Origin of the sequence: Corynebacterium sp. KPL4035 (genome assembly GCF_037908325.1) — a bacterium.
Taxonomy (GTDB): Bacteria; Actinomycetota; Actinomycetes; order Mycobacteriales; family Mycobacteriaceae; genus Corynebacterium; species Corynebacterium kefirresidentii.
Genome location: NZ_JBBMGF010000006.1, coordinates 1 through 14,230, shown reverse-complemented (window position 1 = coordinate 14,230; position 14,230 = coordinate 1). Strand labels below are relative to the sequence as shown.

Annotated in this window: 17 protein-coding genes and 1 pseudogene; 8 read left to right on the top strand and 10 right to left on the bottom strand. The window is 57.6% G+C overall.

Features of this window, described 5'->3' with window-relative positions:
* Positions 1–48 precede the first annotated feature (48 nt).
* Positions 49–651: a superoxide dismutase gene (locus WMP96_RS06825; protein ID WP_005325362.1), complete on the top strand. Its 603-nt coding sequence runs from the start codon at positions 49–51 to the stop codon at positions 649–651.
* Between the two features lie 43 nt (positions 652–694).
* Here WMP96_RS06825 and WMP96_RS06820 read toward each other — a convergent pair whose 3' ends face one another.
* Positions 695–1,549, bottom strand: coding sequence for a LysR family transcriptional regulator (locus WMP96_RS06820; protein ID WP_301716203.1), 855 nt, complete (start codon positions 1,547–1,549; stop codon positions 695–697).
* Between the two features lie 71 nt (positions 1,550–1,620).
* Here WMP96_RS06820 and WMP96_RS06815 point away from each other — a divergent pair.
* Positions 1,621–2,771 (top strand): annotated as a pseudogene (locus WMP96_RS06815) (MFS transporter).
* 10 nt (positions 2,772–2,781) lie between these two features.
* Positions 2,782–4,080: a copper oxidase gene (locus WMP96_RS06810; RefSeq protein WP_301716201.1), complete on the top strand. Its 1,299-nt coding sequence runs from the start codon at positions 2,782–2,784 to the stop codon at positions 4,078–4,080.
* On the opposite strand, the gene WMP96_RS06805 is transcribed toward WMP96_RS06810, so the two are convergent.
* Positions 4,067–5,500, bottom strand: a complete 1,434-nt coding sequence (locus WMP96_RS06805; RefSeq protein ID WP_340432526.1) for a TM0106 family RecB-like putative nuclease — start codon at positions 5,498–5,500, stop codon at positions 4,067–4,069. The two genes, WMP96_RS06810 and WMP96_RS06805, sit on opposite strands and share 14 nt — an antisense overlap.
* A 69-nt stretch (positions 5,501–5,569) precedes the next feature.
* Here WMP96_RS06805 and WMP96_RS06800 point away from each other — a divergent pair, with 69 nt between their 5' ends.
* Positions 5,570–6,202 (top strand): DUF6474 family protein, encoded by a 633-nt coding sequence (locus WMP96_RS06800; protein ID WP_049359857.1) that lies wholly within the window; start codon positions 5,570–5,572, stop codon positions 6,200–6,202.
* Between the two features lie 187 nt (positions 6,203–6,389).
* Complete coding sequence (locus WMP96_RS06795) at positions 6,390–6,701, top strand: histone-like nucleoid-structuring protein Lsr2 (RefSeq protein WP_086588574.1); 312 nt, start codon at positions 6,390–6,392, stop codon at positions 6,699–6,701.
* On the opposite strand, the gene WMP96_RS06790 is transcribed toward WMP96_RS06795, so the two are convergent.
* A complete protein-coding gene (locus WMP96_RS06790) occupies positions 6,698–7,336 on the bottom strand; it encodes a LuxR C-terminal-related transcriptional regulator (RefSeq protein WP_023020112.1) in 639 nt (212 codons plus the stop codon). The genes WMP96_RS06795 and WMP96_RS06790 overlap by 4 nt on opposite strands.
* A 37-nt stretch (positions 7,337–7,373) precedes the next feature.
* Positions 7,374–8,537, bottom strand: coding sequence for a sensor histidine kinase (locus WMP96_RS06785; RefSeq protein ID WP_034655582.1), 1,164 nt, complete (start codon positions 8,535–8,537; stop codon positions 7,374–7,376).
* Between WMP96_RS06785 and WMP96_RS06780 the strand changes: the two genes are divergently transcribed.
* Positions 8,536–9,072, top strand: a complete 537-nt coding sequence (locus WMP96_RS06780; RefSeq protein WP_259825154.1) for a DUF2020 domain-containing protein — start codon at positions 8,536–8,538, stop codon at positions 9,070–9,072. The two genes, WMP96_RS06785 and WMP96_RS06780, sit on opposite strands and share 2 nt — an antisense overlap.
* On the opposite strand, the gene WMP96_RS06775 is transcribed toward WMP96_RS06780, so the two are convergent.
* Both WMP96_RS06775 and WMP96_RS06770 read right to left on the bottom strand, forming a co-directional pair.
* Complete coding sequence (locus WMP96_RS06775; protein ID WP_023020115.1) at positions 9,069–9,221, bottom strand: hypothetical protein; 153 nt, start codon at positions 9,219–9,221, stop codon at positions 9,069–9,071. The two genes, WMP96_RS06780 and WMP96_RS06775, sit on opposite strands and share 4 nt — an antisense overlap.
* The gene (locus WMP96_RS06770; protein ID WP_301716199.1) at positions 9,221–9,883 is read right to left on the bottom strand and encodes a class E sortase; all 663 of its coding nucleotides are present in this window, start codon (positions 9,881–9,883) and stop codon (positions 9,221–9,223) included. Before WMP96_RS06770 ends, WMP96_RS06775 begins: the two co-directional genes overlap by 1 nt.
* A 33-nt stretch (positions 9,884–9,916) precedes the next feature.
* On the opposite strand from WMP96_RS06770, the gene yidC reads away from it, so the two are divergent.
* On the top strand, positions 9,917–10,861 hold the full coding sequence (gene yidC / locus WMP96_RS06765) for a membrane protein insertase YidC (RefSeq protein ID WP_301716198.1): 945 nt from the start codon (positions 9,917–9,919) through the stop codon (positions 10,859–10,861).
* Here yidC and WMP96_RS06760 read toward each other — a convergent pair.
* The 4 genes from WMP96_RS06760 to WMP96_RS06745 all read right to left on the bottom strand — a co-directional run bounded on the left by WMP96_RS06760 (position 10,818) and on the right by WMP96_RS06745 (position 12,957).
* Positions 10,818–11,426, bottom strand: coding sequence for a TetR/AcrR family transcriptional regulator (locus tag WMP96_RS06760; RefSeq protein ID WP_086588579.1), 609 nt, complete (start codon positions 11,424–11,426; stop codon positions 10,818–10,820). The two genes, yidC and WMP96_RS06760, sit on opposite strands and share 44 nt — an antisense overlap.
* Positions 11,427–11,504: 78 nt before the next feature.
* Positions 11,505–11,753, bottom strand: coding sequence for a GlsB/YeaQ/YmgE family stress response membrane protein (locus WMP96_RS06755; RefSeq protein ID WP_005325340.1), 249 nt, complete (start codon positions 11,751–11,753; stop codon positions 11,505–11,507).
* A gap of 119 nt (positions 11,754–11,872) precedes the next feature.
* Positions 11,873–12,772 (bottom strand): universal stress protein, encoded by a 900-nt coding sequence (locus WMP96_RS06750; RefSeq protein WP_239206430.1) that lies wholly within the window; start codon positions 12,770–12,772, stop codon positions 11,873–11,875.
* A 41-nt stretch (positions 12,773–12,813) separates the two neighbouring features.
* Positions 12,814–12,957 carry a hypothetical protein gene (locus WMP96_RS06745; RefSeq protein ID WP_023020120.1) on the bottom strand — a complete coding sequence of 48 codons (144 nt, stop codon included), beginning with the start codon at positions 12,955–12,957 and terminating at the stop codon, positions 12,814–12,816.
* On the opposite strand from WMP96_RS06745, the gene WMP96_RS06740 reads away from it, so the two are divergent.
* Positions 12,938–13,948: a pseudouridine synthase gene (locus tag WMP96_RS06740; RefSeq protein ID WP_436407011.1), complete on the top strand. Its 1,011-nt coding sequence runs from the start codon at positions 12,938–12,940 to the stop codon at positions 13,946–13,948. The genes WMP96_RS06745 and WMP96_RS06740 overlap by 20 nt on opposite strands.
* Positions 13,949–14,230 lie beyond the last annotated feature (282 nt).

The following is a 14,230-nucleotide window of genomic DNA, read 5'->3' as shown; positions in this document are numbered from 1 at the left end:
CAACCGTGCCTATCATCGGGACACGTACCCGAAGAAAGGATTTAACAAATGGCTGTTTACGAACTTCCTGACCTCCCATACGCATTCGACGCACTGGAGCCACACATCTCCGCAGAGATCATGGAGCTCCACCACGATAAGCACCACGCAACCTACGTTGCTGGCGCTAACGCTGCACTCGAGGCACTCGAGGAAGAGCGCAACGGTGAGGCTAACCCGGATCGCATCCGTGCCCTCTCCAAGAACTTGGCATTTAACCTGGGTGGCCACACCAACCACTCCATCTTCTGGAAGAACCTGTCCCCGAACGGTGGCGGCGAGCCAACCGGCGAGCTGGCAGAGGCCATCAACCGCGACTTCGGCTCCTTTGAAAAGTTCAAGGCTCACTTCTCCGCTGCTGCTACCTCCCTGCAGGGCTCCGGCTGGGCCGTTCTGGGCTACGACCACATTGCTGGCCGCCTGATCATCGAGCAGCTGACTGACCAGCAGGGTAATACCTCCATCAACTTCACCCCGCTGCTGATGCTGGATATGTGGGAGCACGCTTTCTACCTGCAGTACAAGAACGTTAAGGCTGACTACGTTAAGGCCGTATGGAACGTCTTCAACTGGGATGACGTTGCTGAGCGTTTCGCTGCAGCCACCAAGTAACTCCTTTTAGTTACTTCCGGCCGCCCCTTCGGGGCGGCTTTTTCTATGCCCGGATAAATTCCCGGAATTGCTGCACTGGGGGCGCATCGTCCCCGGCGCGCCACACTAAACCGAGCTCGCGGTACGCTGGCGGCGTAAGGGGGATCAGGCTCCCCACCTGTAGATAAGGATCATCCAGCGGCAAGAGTGCCACCCCGAGTCCTGCCGCTACCAGCCCCGCAACGGTAGTAAGTTCCATCGATTCGAAGACGAGGTGGGGGCTAAAGCCAGCGTCGTTTGCAAGGGCATCGAGAAGCATGCGCGTGCCATAGCCTGGGAGCATGCCGATGAACGGGTCTGCAGCGAATTCCGCTAGTTTCACCTCCCGCCGGTTCGCTGCCCAGTGGCCTTCCGGCACAGCAAGGCCTAGTCGCTGCACCTTAATCTGGTGCCAGCCTAGGGCTGCATCAGGACGCGGGCCCACGAGGGCAAGGTCGGATTCGCCGTTTTCCACCCTGCTCACCAGCTCCTGCGCCGCGCCTTGATGCAGGCGAATATCTACGTGCGGGTGCTGCGCGCGATAGCTCTTGACCAGGTCCGGAACTAGCCAGGTTCCCAAGGAGTGCATGAAATCTAGGCGCACGGTGCCGCGTTCTGGATCCATGAGGCGGGCAACATCGTCCCGCCCGACCTGGTAGGCGCGGAGCATTTCCCGCCCAGCCGCAGCGAAGGCCCGCCCGCGCGAATTCACGTGCAGGGTGCGCCCAGTGCGCTCGAAAAGGCGGGCGCCAAGACTAGCTTCTACGCGCTGTACGCGGCGGGTCAGCGCGGATTGGGAGATTCCCAGTTCATCGGCCGCAGCACCCACGCGACCTTGATCCACCACGGCGAGGAAGCCGCGGACATCCTCCACATTCATGCATACTCCGCATCGTTTAGTGTAATTTTCCACATTTTACACATGCTGCATGTCCGGGCAGGCTAAATGATATGACTCGAACGCGGCGCGCAACGGTAGCCATGCTCCTTGTGGGCTTGGCTATATTCTCCAGCCTTTATTCCACCCAAGCCATTCTTCCCACGCTGGTACAAAACATGGGTCTTTCCTCCACCGAGGCGGCCATGACCGTATCGGCCGCCACGGGTGCGCTGGCCCTGTGCGTGGTGCCCGCATCGATTCTCTCCGAGCGTTTCGGCCGCGGACGTATCCTGCTCATTTCGGCCGTTGCCGCGACCGGCGTGGGACTCATTGTTCCCCTCGCCCAAGAGGGGTGGCAGCTCATCGTGGTACGCGGCCTGCAGGGTGCGCTGCTGTCCGGCGCCCCCGCCACGGCAATGGCATGGCTTTCTGAAGAACTCGATGACAAAGCCCTGCCGCGGGCTATGGGCCTATACATTGCAGGCACCTCCGTCGGTGGCCTTACCGGCCGCCTCATTCCCACCGGACTGGTGGAGATTTCCACGTGGCGCTGGGCGCTCTTCGGCTCGGCGCTGGTCTCACTCGCCTTTGCCGTTACATCTTGGCTGCTACTTCCTACCCAACGCAATTTCCGGCCCAAATCCATCCATCTCAAGACCGAAAGCCGGGCGCTTTTGGGCCATTGGGCCAACCGGGATTTGGCCTTGCTCTTTCTCACCGCATTCCTGTCCATGGGCACGTTTGTCTCCATGTATAACTTCTTAACCTTCCGGCTCATCGATGATTTTGGTCTGGCCCCTTCGCTAGCCGGCTTGGCCTTTTTGTTCTACCTCACCGGCACATGGTCCTCAGCGCGCGCAGGTTCCCTTGTCGCACGCATAGGCCATGGGAAAACCCTATTCGCCTCTGCCGTGCTTTTTGCCCTTGGCATCGCGCTGTGCGCCGGTAACCTTCCGCTGACGCTTCTCGGCATGATCGCCTTTACCGTGGGCTTTTCGCCGTACACTCCACCGCCTCCGGATGGGTGGGCCAGATTGCCACCCACGACCGTGCGGAGGCTTCTTCGATGTATGTGTTCTGCTATTACTTTGGCTCTTCTGTGGTGGGCGCATGTGCCGGCCTGCTTTTCGACGCCCTATCGTGGCCCCTCTTCATTGCCTTCTTCACCGCCGTAGCCCTCGCCCTTACTGCGCTGACTTGGACCAAGATTAAATCCGACTAAAATCGGTTTTATGCCTGAGAATAAGTGGTCGGCGCGGACATGGCACCGCAAGGCCTCCCGTCCCGTATCCCTATGGATGATGGTTTTCATCCTCGTGGGTGCCACGCATACCCTGGTGCCGAACTACCGATGGGTGCTCATTCACCTGTTCACCCTCGGACTAGTGAGCAATAGCATCATGGTCTGGTCACAACACCTGACGGAAAAATTCACCCAACAGCGCCTCCCCGATTCCGCCCGGCCCACCCAATTGGGTCGCATCTATGGCCTCAATGCCGGCATCATCATCACGCTACTCGGCCAAATCCTTATGGAATTCTGGTCCCATCACTGGATAGTCACCCAGGTGGGAGCCACGCTCATTACTCTCATGATGCTTTGGCATGCGGCATCGCTCTTCCGGCAATGGCGCGGCGCCAAAGAAAAGCGCTTCCGGCCGGTGGTGGGCGCCTATGCACTTTCCGCCCTCTGCCTGCCGGTAGGCGCCATGTTTGGCGCACTGCTAGCGGTCCACCCCGGCCACCCTACGCTGCTGCTCGCCCATATCGCCGCCAATATCGGCGGTTTCATCGGCTTGGCAGCGGCCGGCTCCCTCACCATCCTTTTCCCCTCCATTTGGCGCACCCAAGGTATCAATCGCCACATGCGTTCCTCCTTTGCCCTGCTCGCCGTCGGCGTGGCCGCCACCATCATTGGGGCCTTCCTCGGATTCCCCCAGTTGGGCCTAATCATGTACTGCTGCGGTTGGGTACTGAGTCTGCAGCAGTGGCTCGACAACGTGCTCACAGTGGCTAAGGACCCGCGCGATCGCATTACTTTCGCCTCAGTCTCCGTCCTTATGGCCTCGTTATGGCTGGTGCTGTCTTTGGCGTACTACACCGTCCAGCACTTTTTCACCACTGAACCGGCACTGCCTTCCCTCGCCTTGCTGGTGGGGTTTGCCGGTCAGCTCCTCATCGGCGTCATGAGTTACCTCTTGCCCACCACCATGGGTGGCGGCCCCTCTGCGGTCCGGGCGGGCCTACAGCAGCTAGACAAACTCGGCTTATTGCGTGCCACATTCGTCAACGGCGGGCTACTCATCTGGATCGGTACCGATATTTCCCTACTCAAGGTGGCCGCCTCCCTTCTGTGCATCCTTTCTCTGGCTGTCTACCCCGTGCTCATCGCCCGAGCGGTCAAAGCCCAGAAACAGGTCTTAATGAAAAAGGCGGAGGGCCCAGATCCCAAGCCGGGACCTGAATGGAACCAGGTATATATGGGCATAGCGATCCTCGCGGTCGTGTACGCCCTATTTACAGCGCTTTAACCCCCGGTGCTCCGGCATCCATCCACTCGCGTACCGCGCGGGTGGCCTGTACATCGCCGGAGTTATAGTCCAGCAAACGCTGCCGCGCCACGAGGTCCCCGGCTAGCGCCTCGCGCCGCGCATTCACGGATTCTTCGCCGTCGAAATCCTCTTCTGGCCACGTAAACCCAGCCTCAGGCGCAACAACCTTCAGGCCCAGGCCAAAGGGGCCGGCGAAGGATCTTTTAACGTGGGCAAACATATCCACCCACTCGGGCGAGGAGATGAACTCTTCTACCTCCCGCTCATCTACCTCGTGGAAACGCCGCGCGGACATACGCATCCAGTGATTCTCGCCATGGGCAGAGTAGCAATAAACAGCAAAGGTTTTACCCTGCGCATGCGCCTGCGCCCGCAGATCCATCAGCCAGCGCCAGAAGGCCGCAAAATTTTCCGCCTCGGCGCGCCCTCCCAACGGCTCCCAGGTCACGAAAGGGACATACTCGCCGTCGTACCACGCTCCCCATAGATACGCGCCCTGGTCCAGGTAGGCTTCCATATCCACGTCTACTTCCACGTCCGCCCGCGGAACGTTCACGTCACCGCGGCGCAACAATACTTCCCCGGCGCGCCAGGCGGCTGCAAGGCGGGAGGGTTCGCCCAGGTCGGCGTCGATAAGCGCCTGCACGGAAGTAATACCTCGCTCGCGGTAAGGCTTAGCGCGGTCGCCGGATAAAAAGAGCGAAATATCATCCGCCGCCACCAACTCTGGTTCACACAAAGACCAGAAGCGGCAGCTAGCGCACTCTTTAACCCGTACCGGCGCAGTAGGCAGCGGCTGATTCCACGCGCGTTCCAGATCAAACCTGGCCGTGTCAGTAAAAAATGCTCGCGTGCGATCCTGTCCAATGGCTCCGCCCCGGCCCGAATCAAGCCCTAGATCCTGCAAAGCACGAGCGGCAAAAGCTAAGCGGTAGCCATCCACCGCATGGTGGCGCAGCTTATACGGGGCTTCGAGCGGCTCGCTCAGCCCCAACCTGTGGGTGGGCACCGCCAGCGTCGTCTTCGTGTCATTCTTGCGGGCCACACGATGATTGGAGACGATGATCGGGGTGTATTTATCGCCCCCACGCAGCAGCACATCCACGTGCACCATCCACTCCTCGGTAGCAAAGACCGCATTGGTGATGTGCGTATATCCGGAAACCACAGCCTCAAGGGTGCGCATGGAGCGCTCCCACTCATCGCCTTCTAAATCGATGCGGCGGAAACGACCGGAACCCCTGCGCGGAAGCATCTGCATGACCGCCTCCACGGCGGCGGCGTGGCGTTCCGCCCGGGCAATCGAGGCATGGGTACGCGGCATCTCGGGGTGCGCACGCCGCTGCACTAAGCGGTAACGGCATCCCACAAGGTCCGAAGCAACAACCACATCCTCCACACCGGGTGAGCTTAATAGAATGGCAAGGTAAAGTTGAATCCAGACTCGATCAAACGTGAGGGAAATTAAATGAGCATTCTGAAGAAAATTAAAAAGGCCCGCCAAGAAGCACGCGCACAGGCAAAGGCTGCCAAGACCCGCGCTAAGGCAGAGGTAAAGGCCCAGTCTAAAGACCGCCGTCGCCAGCAAAAGCTCCTGGCCAAGCAGGAAAAGCACCTCATCAAGTCTGAGGAAAAGGGGCTAAAGAAGCGCCGCAAGCACGAGCAGAAGATGGCCAAGAATGAACTGGCCAAGCTCAAGGCCGGCCGTTTTAATTCCGATAACGTCAAGCGCTACGCCGGCGCACTGCGCACCGCCGCTCCCCTGCTGCTGCCACTTCTCTACCGCGGCTACGTAGGCTTGAAAACCGAAGGTGAAAAGCGAAAGGCCGCCAAAGCCGGCGTAACTTCGGACCAGATGGCTTCCTTCTCTGGCTACGGTGCACCACTTAAGGCCCGCACCGCAGGTATCCGCAATTCCCTCGATAACACGGATATCCCGGCCGGATTCAAGCGCGATGTGCGCGACCGCCTCCAGGAAGTAGACTCCGCCATCGACAATGCTGAGTTTATGACTGAGCAGCAGCGCCGCCGCGCACACAAGACCATTAGCTCGGAGATTGACTCCATTACTGCGGAAATCCAGCAGCGTCTGGCCCAGTAAAATCATTTATGCCACCACCGAATAGGGGGCGGTGGTGGCATATATTTATTTTCCATAAAGTTCCGGAATTTTTCGGGGAAAGTCTTTTCAGCCAGAAAAAGATGCTGATAATCTTCTAATCGCCCTATCCCTGAAACACCATTAATGCTCTCTTTGCTTGGTGTGCATTTAGAAAACTGGAGGCAAAATGTCCCGCCGTGAAGTGACCCAATTTTACGACGACTTGGACCACACCCTAATTCCCGAAGACCAGCTAGAAGTCATTCGCTTCAGCGTGAACGGTCAAAACTACCTTATCGATCTCTCCACGGATAACGCGCGTCGCTTCCATAATCTTCTCGCCCCCTACGTGGACGCCGCCCGCGTTGCCCCGGACATCAATGCACAGCGCGCCAATCCGAGTCAGATCCGCGCATGGGCACGCACCCAAGGGCTGCCAGTGGCGCACCGGGGCAAGATCCCGCAGGACGTCATCGAGGCCTATAACGCTGCCAACTAGAGCACGCCCTGCTCGCGCGCAGCCGCCACGGCGGAGGTGCGCGAACGCACACCTAGCTTGTCATAAATGTGCACAAGGTGGGACTTCACGGTGGCCTCAGACAACATAAGATCTTGTCCAATCTGGCGGTTTGAAGCACCGGCTGCCACCAGTTGCAATACTTCTAACTCGCGCGGTGTAAGGGAAGTACGCGGCGTGCGTACGCGAGTCATTAGCCTATCGGCCACGATAGGAGAAAGCGCCGAATCACCCTCCGCAGTCGAGCGTACCGCCGCGAGCAACTCCTGCGGTGGTGCATCCTTGAGGAGATAGCCCACGGCGCCGGCCTCAATCGCGCCGAGAATATCCGCATCGGTGTCATAGTTAGTGACCACCAGAACCTTGGGCGGGGTGGCCATGGCGGACCGAATCTGCGCGGTAGCCTCCGCGCCACCCATAACGCGGGTCCCTTCCACGCCGGCGCCAAAGCGCAGGTCCATCAGGATGACATCGATGCCGCCCGCCTGCGCAGCCGACACCGCAGCTTCGGCCGTAGCGACCTCCCCTACGACGTCGATATCTTCTGCGCCCTCCAGCACGGAGCGCAAGCCTAGCCGGACGATTTCGTGGTCATCTGCTAATAGGACCCGAATCACGACATTCCTCCTATCGATGTCATTGTCAACCAAAAGTTTAATCTACTCGGCTGTTTAAGGGCATACTAGCTGACACAGCAGTGCCCTCCCCCGGCGCAGATTCAATAATGACCTCCCCGCCTAGCTCCTGCGCGCGGCGCCTGATTGCGGCCAGCCCAATATGTCCCAGACCTGCAGGGGTACTCTCCACCGCGGCCGGATCAAAGCCCTTGCCATTATCCACCACGTCCAGGCGCACCTCATCACCCTCATAGGTCACCGTAATCCGGGCGCGGCTCGCCCCTGCATGCTTGACGACGTTCCCCACAGCCCCCTGCGCAATCCGCAATAACGCCGCCTCCACCTTCATGGGCAACTGTTGTACTTCACCTTCGGATTCCACCTCTACGTGGATGTCTCCAGTAGCACCAAAGTTCTCCGCCATGCGGGTCAACGCCGCCTCAAGGGAAGCCTCATTGAGCGTTGGCGGCTGCAAGGCCGCAATCATCGCCCGTGCCTCGTGCAGATTATCCGCGGCCGTCCTTCGGGCCAGTTCAATTCGCTCTCGCGCCTTGTCCACGTCCTGCTTATCCAAATCGCGGTCCGCCGAATGCAAAAGCATTTGAATAGAAGACAGCCCTTGGGCAAGGGTGTCATGAATCTCGTGCGCAATGCGCTGACGCTCGGCCACCATGCCAGCATCGCGCTCCGTGGCAGCTAGCTGCGACCGAGTTTCTATCAGCTCCTTATTCATCCGTGACAGCGTACGGAAGGCGTAGGTAATCGCTATCGTCACCAGCGCCGAGACCGCCGGCCCCATTACCCCGCCAAAAGTTAGCCCCTGCGGTATCTGCACCGCCACGGTGATGATTGAGGCTCCAATAACGCAGACTATGCCCGCAGCCATATCCAGCACCGTGAGGTACAGGAAGAACATCGCGAAGACCAAATAGATTGCCGCTGGAGCCACAGAAAGGTCCGCTATCCACAGCACCGATAGGATGCATAGCCATAAGTAGCGCACCGGCCTAGCCCAGTTCTCCCCGTACACCGAGCCCGCGAAATATACCGCCGCAAAACCCACCAAGAGCAGCAGGTTAATAATCGCTTGGGAAAGCGGCATCCGCGCCGAGGTGAAAATGCCGACCACCAGCAGGCCAGCGGTGAGGATATGGATGCCGGTGCGGAGTGCATCGGTATCCCGGTCTATTGTGGAGTTCATGCGCAAAAGCCTACTTCCCCTTTTCACCCTAGCCGCTTTTGGGATCGCCGGCTGCGATTCATCCACGCCCGCCCCTGCGCCAAACACCCCGGTAACCCCAGAATCATCCCAAGCACCCGAGGTTAACGTCTCTCAGACCGCGGAGGTCAATGACTGGAGCGATTGCCCCTATATCGGCCCCGGCTGGCTAGAAGAAACCAACGGCCAGCGCCTGACCAAACAGGGCATCGACACGCGCTTTCCCACCCCAGCCTGCGTATTCTGGTCTTATCAGGACGATCCACAAGCCACCGTCATCGTGCGGGATATGCCCACGGCCGAAGACGCTCGCGCCGCAGTGGATTGGGCCGCACCTATCGACGCCACCGAACCCGCCTCTTTTGACGGTTGGGAAGGCGGCCGGGGCGTGGTCGATGAACACGCCGTATACGCCGTGCAGAAGGACACGCACGCGGTGCTGGTCTGGAGCAACCAGCAACAAACGGTTAAATCAGAGCAGATCGCCCACGAGGCGATTGCGAACTTAGGCCTTTAGACCGCGACATCGTTATACGGCATCATTGGCGACAGCCACGGGAATACAACCTCCATCAGCAGGAAGAAAACTCCCACCGCAATGGCGATGGCCAAGATGACTTTCACCGGTGTCGGCCCCGGCAAAAAATTCCATAAAGCGCGATACATTATTTCTCCTCTTTTTCTACTTCCATAGCGTGCACAATCATGCGCTCCGCATTGGAAAATTGCGGGTGGCACGTGGTCAGGGTAAGGATCTCGCGATTCGGCGCGGCGTCAGACTCTGGTACTGGGTTGGTCACTGAGACATCGCCAGGCGTTGTAATATGCCGGCCAACCACGTGGGAATACTCCGGCGGTATTCCGTTAAAACAATCCGCCTGCTCACCATCAATGGGCAGTACGCGGTAGGTGATTCGCTCCGATTGCGTCTCCACCACGATGTCATCGCAGGTCTCCAGCTTGCCTAGATCATTAAAGGGAGCCCCCTTGCCCACGCGGTGGCCGGCAACGGCAAAGTTTCCCATCTCCCCCGGCATCTGGGAATCTACGTAGCGACCAGGACCGCGGAGCAGATCATCTTCATTGGTGCCCTCAATGATGGCGAAGTGATAGTCAGAACCAAAGGTGGGAATGTAGAGCTGGGCGAATGCCTCGCCCAATTCCGGCTCCATCTTCTGGCGTGGGTTCCTCCATTGCTCTTCAAGATCGGCACTCGCCTCTTCTTGCAACTGCCCGGATTCTACATTTGTCCAATAGGCTTCATAGAATGCAAAGAGTAAAAGAACCACGCCAATGGTTAGCATGAGTTCCCCAAGAACTTTAGTCATGCCTTAGACCATACTGCCCATGAAAGGTTAAGTATGTACGAAGTCTTCATGTACCCGGTTTCTGGAATCATGAAATTCTGGCACTGGATCGTCAGCAGCTTCGTCAGTGAATCCACGGCTTGGCTGATCTCGATCATTCTGCTCGTTATCACCGTGCGTGGCGTCGTTGTCCCCCTGAACTGGATTTCCGTACGTTCCGCCCGTATCGGCGCACTCATCCGCCCAGAAAACAACCGCATCAAAAAGCAGATGAACAACGCCACCACTACCGAGGAAATGGTGGAGCTCATGCAAGAGGAAAAGAACCTCATGAAGAGCTACAACTATAACCCTGCAGCGGGCTGTTTTCCCCCACTCATCATGATCCCGGCCTTCATCGGCCTCTACCAGGTGCTCCTGCGCATGTCTAATATCGAGCGCGGCTCCACCACCGTGGGAATGCTGAATGCCTCCGATGTGTCGGCCTTCCGCCAAACTACCTTCTACGGCGCCCCGTTGACGGATTTCGCCCGCGAACACGGCGACCTCATCAACCCCATCTTGATAGCCGCTATTACCTTTACCATGGCTAATTCTGTTATTTCTCTGGTGCGCAGCTTCCGCACCACTCAGTTTGATCAAAAGGTCAACCGTCGCGTCTTCATCATCATGGGCTTTTTGCTCCTAGTCATCCCATTCTTCCTATGGCACTTGGCCCAAACCGGACCAATCCCGGTAGCAATCATTCTCTACTGGGGCTGCGCGTATCTCTTCACGCTGATCCAAACCGCCATGTTTGAGATCATTTTGCACCGCGACTACCCACTTACTGAGGACGTTCATACTATGCGCCGAGACAGCATCCGCCGCTGGCGCAAGCGCGAAAAAGAACCCGCCCTCTCCAAGGAAGAGAAGAAGCGGGTCAACCGGCTACGTATAGAGGCGCGAAAGTATCTTAAATCGAATAGTCAGCAGGGGGAGCAGAAAGCATCTGAGTAGCCAGATCGCGGGCCGTCTGCAGCGGCCCAATCTCCTTGGTCAACCGAGCACCGGCACGCCCGCCATCCAAGAAGATCAACAGCTGGCTCGCCTGCGAGGACGATGGGTACCCATTGCGCTCAGTCAGCAGTGCCGTCAAGGTGGAATGCACCCAGTTGCGGTGTTCGACGCAGGCGGCCACGATGCCATGTTCCGCCTCAGTTTCCGGACGAGGATACTCTCCGGCAGCGTTCAAAAAGTGGGATCCGCGGAAATCCTGCTTGGGTTCTTCCTCAATCGCTTTATCAAAAAAGGCCAGGATCTTTTGATCCGGATCCGTCATCTCCGCAGTGCGCTGCTCCCAATCCTGGCGGAACTTCTCGTCCAAAGCTTCCACATAGGCGATAACGAGTGCATCCTTGGAACCAAATAAGGAGTACAAAGAAGCCTTAGCTACATCCGCCTCACGCAGGATGCGGTCAATTCCGATGACACGAATGCCCTCGGTAGTAAAAAGCTTGGTCGCCGATTCCAGCAGCCGACTACGCGGGCTGGGCCGATTACGGCGCGACTTCTTTTCTGCCATGGTTTCCTCTCTAAAACGACAAAGCCGGTTCATCTATACCTTATAGACAAACCGGTTTGTACGCGAATTAGATTCGGGCTACTTCTTAATGAGCCCCACGATCCACAACAGGATACAAGCACCACCGGTAGCAGCAATCAAGGAGAAGATCCATCCGCCTTCCTCAATGTTCAGGAAGTGGATAATCATTCCGCCGATAATGCCGCCCAGCACACCAACAATAAGGTTGGTCAACAAGCCATGGTCGCGCTTCATAATCTTTTCTGCCAGCCAGCCAGCAATAATACCGATAACAATCGAGCTAAAAAGCCCCAAACCCAAATTCATGCAATCCTCCTAAATTAACGGGTACACTCCAACGTACACGAGCGAACCGGCCCTAGGGGGGTACGCAACAACAAAGGTGCTCCGCCTTCATGGGCGGAGCACCTTATACGCAGTAGCTTTTAGTTGTCCTCATCCGGGCGAACAACCATCATCGGGCATGGTGCAGACTGCAGCAATGCGCGAGAGGTCGAGCCCAAGAGCATACCCTTGAAGCCGCCGCGGCCATGGGAGCCCACAACCAGAAGCTGCGCACCTTCTGCGGCTTCGGTCAAAGCGCTCACTGGACGATCCCGGGTGATAAGCTGCTTGACCTCTACGTCTGGGTACTCTTCGCGCGGCTCCTTGAGGTTTTCCGCCAGCAACTCGCTCTGCTCCTTCTCGATATCAGCCCACTCAGACTGGGCGGCCGAAAGACCAGCCAAGGAAGCCTGAACCTGCATATCCATCCAGGTGTGGACCGCAATCAATGCGGCACCACGGGCCTGTGCCTCACGGAATGCATAGGCAGTGGCCTTCTGCGAGACCTCAGAGCCATCCACACCGACCACGACAGGACCGTACTTGGTGGAGTCCGTAACGTGATTATCTTCGCGAACAACGACCACTGGGCAAGAAGCGTGGGAGACAACCGAAGCGGAGACAGAGCCCATCACCATGCCAGACAATCCACCCATGCCGCGGGAGCCCATGACGATCATGGTGACATCATGCGACATTTCCAGCAGCATATCGATCGGGGAGCCCTCAGCCACCGTGTGACCAATCTTCAGCTCTGGGGCAACCTCATGAGCGATAGCGCGGGCCTCTTCGATTTTTTCCAGCGTCTCGGCCTGCAAGTCATCGAAAAGCTCCTTCGGCGGAACCATGCCCTCTGCGTACAAGAACTGCGGCATGGTGTAGCTCGATGCAATTCGAAGAGGAATCTCGCGCTTCATAGCCGTATTTGCGGCCCAGCGTACTGCATTCTTGGATGCTTCCGAACCGTCAACGGCAACGACTACAATGTCTTCCTTAGCCATGATGTGTCCTTTCCGTGGTTATACCTTAATTGTAGTACGGATTAGGCTTGAGGGTTGATAGTTGCGGCCTCAGAATTCGACGGGAACATAACGGTGTAAACAAATTCCAAGACGGTGCGGATTACGGCGCCGATACCTTCAGAGAAAAAGGCAACAACCGGTTCAATGAGAGAGTTAAAATCCATGGACAAAACCTTAATACATCGCAGAAAAGGTTTCACGCCTTTACCGATTAAAGACGGCCTAAACCCAACCCGCGTGCGCACCCCTGAGGCAAACATAACCGCCTGGGATTTTCTTAGTGCAGTAATCTCGGCACAACGCCACCGGCATCCTCACGATGACGCCGCCGCGCTCCAAGCGCGCTTTGACTGCGGCGAGGTGGTCCTACGCAACCAAACCCAGCTCCGCCCGGAATCCGTCTTGCGCCAAGATGAGGACGTCTTTTTCTACCGCATGCCGGCACCCGAGTTACCGGTGCCTTATGACATCCCCGTTCTCTATGAAGATGAACATATTCTCATCGCCGATAAGCCACCGTTCATGGCCACCATGCCACGGGCACGACATATCGTACAGACCGCTACAGTCCAGCTGCGGCGAATGACCGGAAATAACGATCTTGCACCAGCACACCGTCTAGACAGACTTACATCCGGAATCTTGCTATTTACCAAACACCGTGAGGTGCGCGGTGCCTACCAAACGCTTTTCGCTGAAAAGAAAGTCTCAAAAACCTATCAAGCGATCGCCAAATACCAGCGCTTTCCGACGCCCCTCCAATGGTCCTCGCACCTCACCAAGACCCCCGGCGAAATCCAGGGCCGAATCGGCGACGGTCCCCCTAACGCGTTTACCACGCTCGCTTCAGTCGAGCGAATAGACAACACCCCTTATGAAAAAATCCACGGCGAGCTGCCGCGATTGGGTAAGTACACGCTAAAACCAACAACGGGCAAGACCCATCAATTGCGTCTCCATATGTGGCAAGCCGGCGTACCCATCCTGGGTGACCCGGTCTATCCAAAAATTTATGCCGAGGAAGCAGAGGATATGCGTATCCCCATGCACCTAACGGCCACCCACATCGAATTCATCGATCCCCTCAGTGAAAAGCCGCGCGAGTTTCACTCCGCCCTGCCCCTATACACACACCGTCTCATCGATTTTCAGTAGCACAAGCCCGGTACGCCGAGCCTCGTGCTAGCGGCCTCTCGGTGGCCTATGTTGAAACCGATGGCTGCTACAGGATAGGCAGTGTGGTGGTAGTAAAAATAGTTCAATAGCCCGCGACTGCATAGACAGCTCGGGGCACCCTTGCCACGTTGTGGGCCGGTGACAAGATGTGAGTCCGCCCAGACTCTCCCCTCCATAGCCTTCAGCCGTACTCTTGGCTTTGCAGATGAGGCCCTCCACCAGCTGGGAGGGTTGGTAAAACGCAAGGAAGAGGGCGGTGGT

What these genes read in the sequence shown, in the direction of transcription:
- WMP96_RS06820 (WP_301716203.1), bottom strand. Translation starts at nt 1,549, where the DNA reads ATGAATGTGGAGGATGTCCGCGGCTTCCTCGCCGTGGTGGATCAAGGT.
- WMP96_RS06740 (WP_436407011.1), top strand. Translation starts at nt 12,938, where the DNA reads ATGAGAGAGTTAAAATCCATGGACAAAACCTTAATACATCGCAGAAAA.
- WMP96_RS06775 (WP_023020115.1), bottom strand. Translation starts at nt 9,221, where the DNA reads ATGTATCGCGCTTTATGGAATTTTTTGCCGGGGCCGACACCGGTGAAA.
- WMP96_RS06810 (WP_301716201.1), top strand. Translation starts at nt 2,782, where the DNA reads ATGCCTGAGAATAAGTGGTCGGCGCGGACATGGCACCGCAAGGCCTCC.
- WMP96_RS06770 (WP_301716199.1), bottom strand. Translation starts at nt 9,883, where the DNA reads ATGACTAAAGTTCTTGGGGAACTCATGCTAACCATTGGCGTGGTTCTT.
- yidC (WP_301716198.1), top strand. Translation starts at nt 9,917, where the DNA reads ATGTACGAAGTCTTCATGTACCCGGTTTCTGGAATCATGAAATTCTGG.
- WMP96_RS06785 (WP_034655582.1), bottom strand. Translation starts at nt 8,537, where the DNA reads ATGAACTCCACAATAGACCGGGATACCGATGCACTCCGCACCGGCATC.
- WMP96_RS06755 (WP_005325340.1), bottom strand. Translation starts at nt 11,753, where the DNA reads ATGAATTTGGGTTTGGGGCTTTTTAGCTCGATTGTTATCGGTATTATT.
- WMP96_RS06745 (WP_023020120.1), bottom strand. Translation starts at nt 12,957, where the DNA reads ATGGATTTTAACTCTCTCATTGAACCGGTTGTTGCCTTTTTCTCTGAA.
- WMP96_RS06795 (WP_086588574.1), top strand. Translation starts at nt 6,390, where the DNA reads ATGTCCCGCCGTGAAGTGACCCAATTTTACGACGACTTGGACCACACC.
- WMP96_RS06825 (WP_005325362.1), top strand. Translation starts at nt 49, where the DNA reads ATGGCTGTTTACGAACTTCCTGACCTCCCATACGCATTCGACGCACTG.
- WMP96_RS06750 (WP_239206430.1), bottom strand. Translation starts at nt 12,772, where the DNA reads ATGGCTAAGGAAGACATTGTAGTCGTTGCCGTTGACGGTTCGGAAGCA.
- WMP96_RS06780 (WP_259825154.1), top strand. Translation starts at nt 8,536, where the DNA reads ATGCGCAAAAGCCTACTTCCCCTTTTCACCCTAGCCGCTTTTGGGATC.
- WMP96_RS06760 (WP_086588579.1), bottom strand. Translation starts at nt 11,426, where the DNA reads ATGGCAGAAAAGAAGTCGCGCCGTAATCGGCCCAGCCCGCGTAGTCGG.
- WMP96_RS06800 (WP_049359857.1), top strand. Translation starts at nt 5,570, where the DNA reads ATGAGCATTCTGAAGAAAATTAAAAAGGCCCGCCAAGAAGCACGCGCA.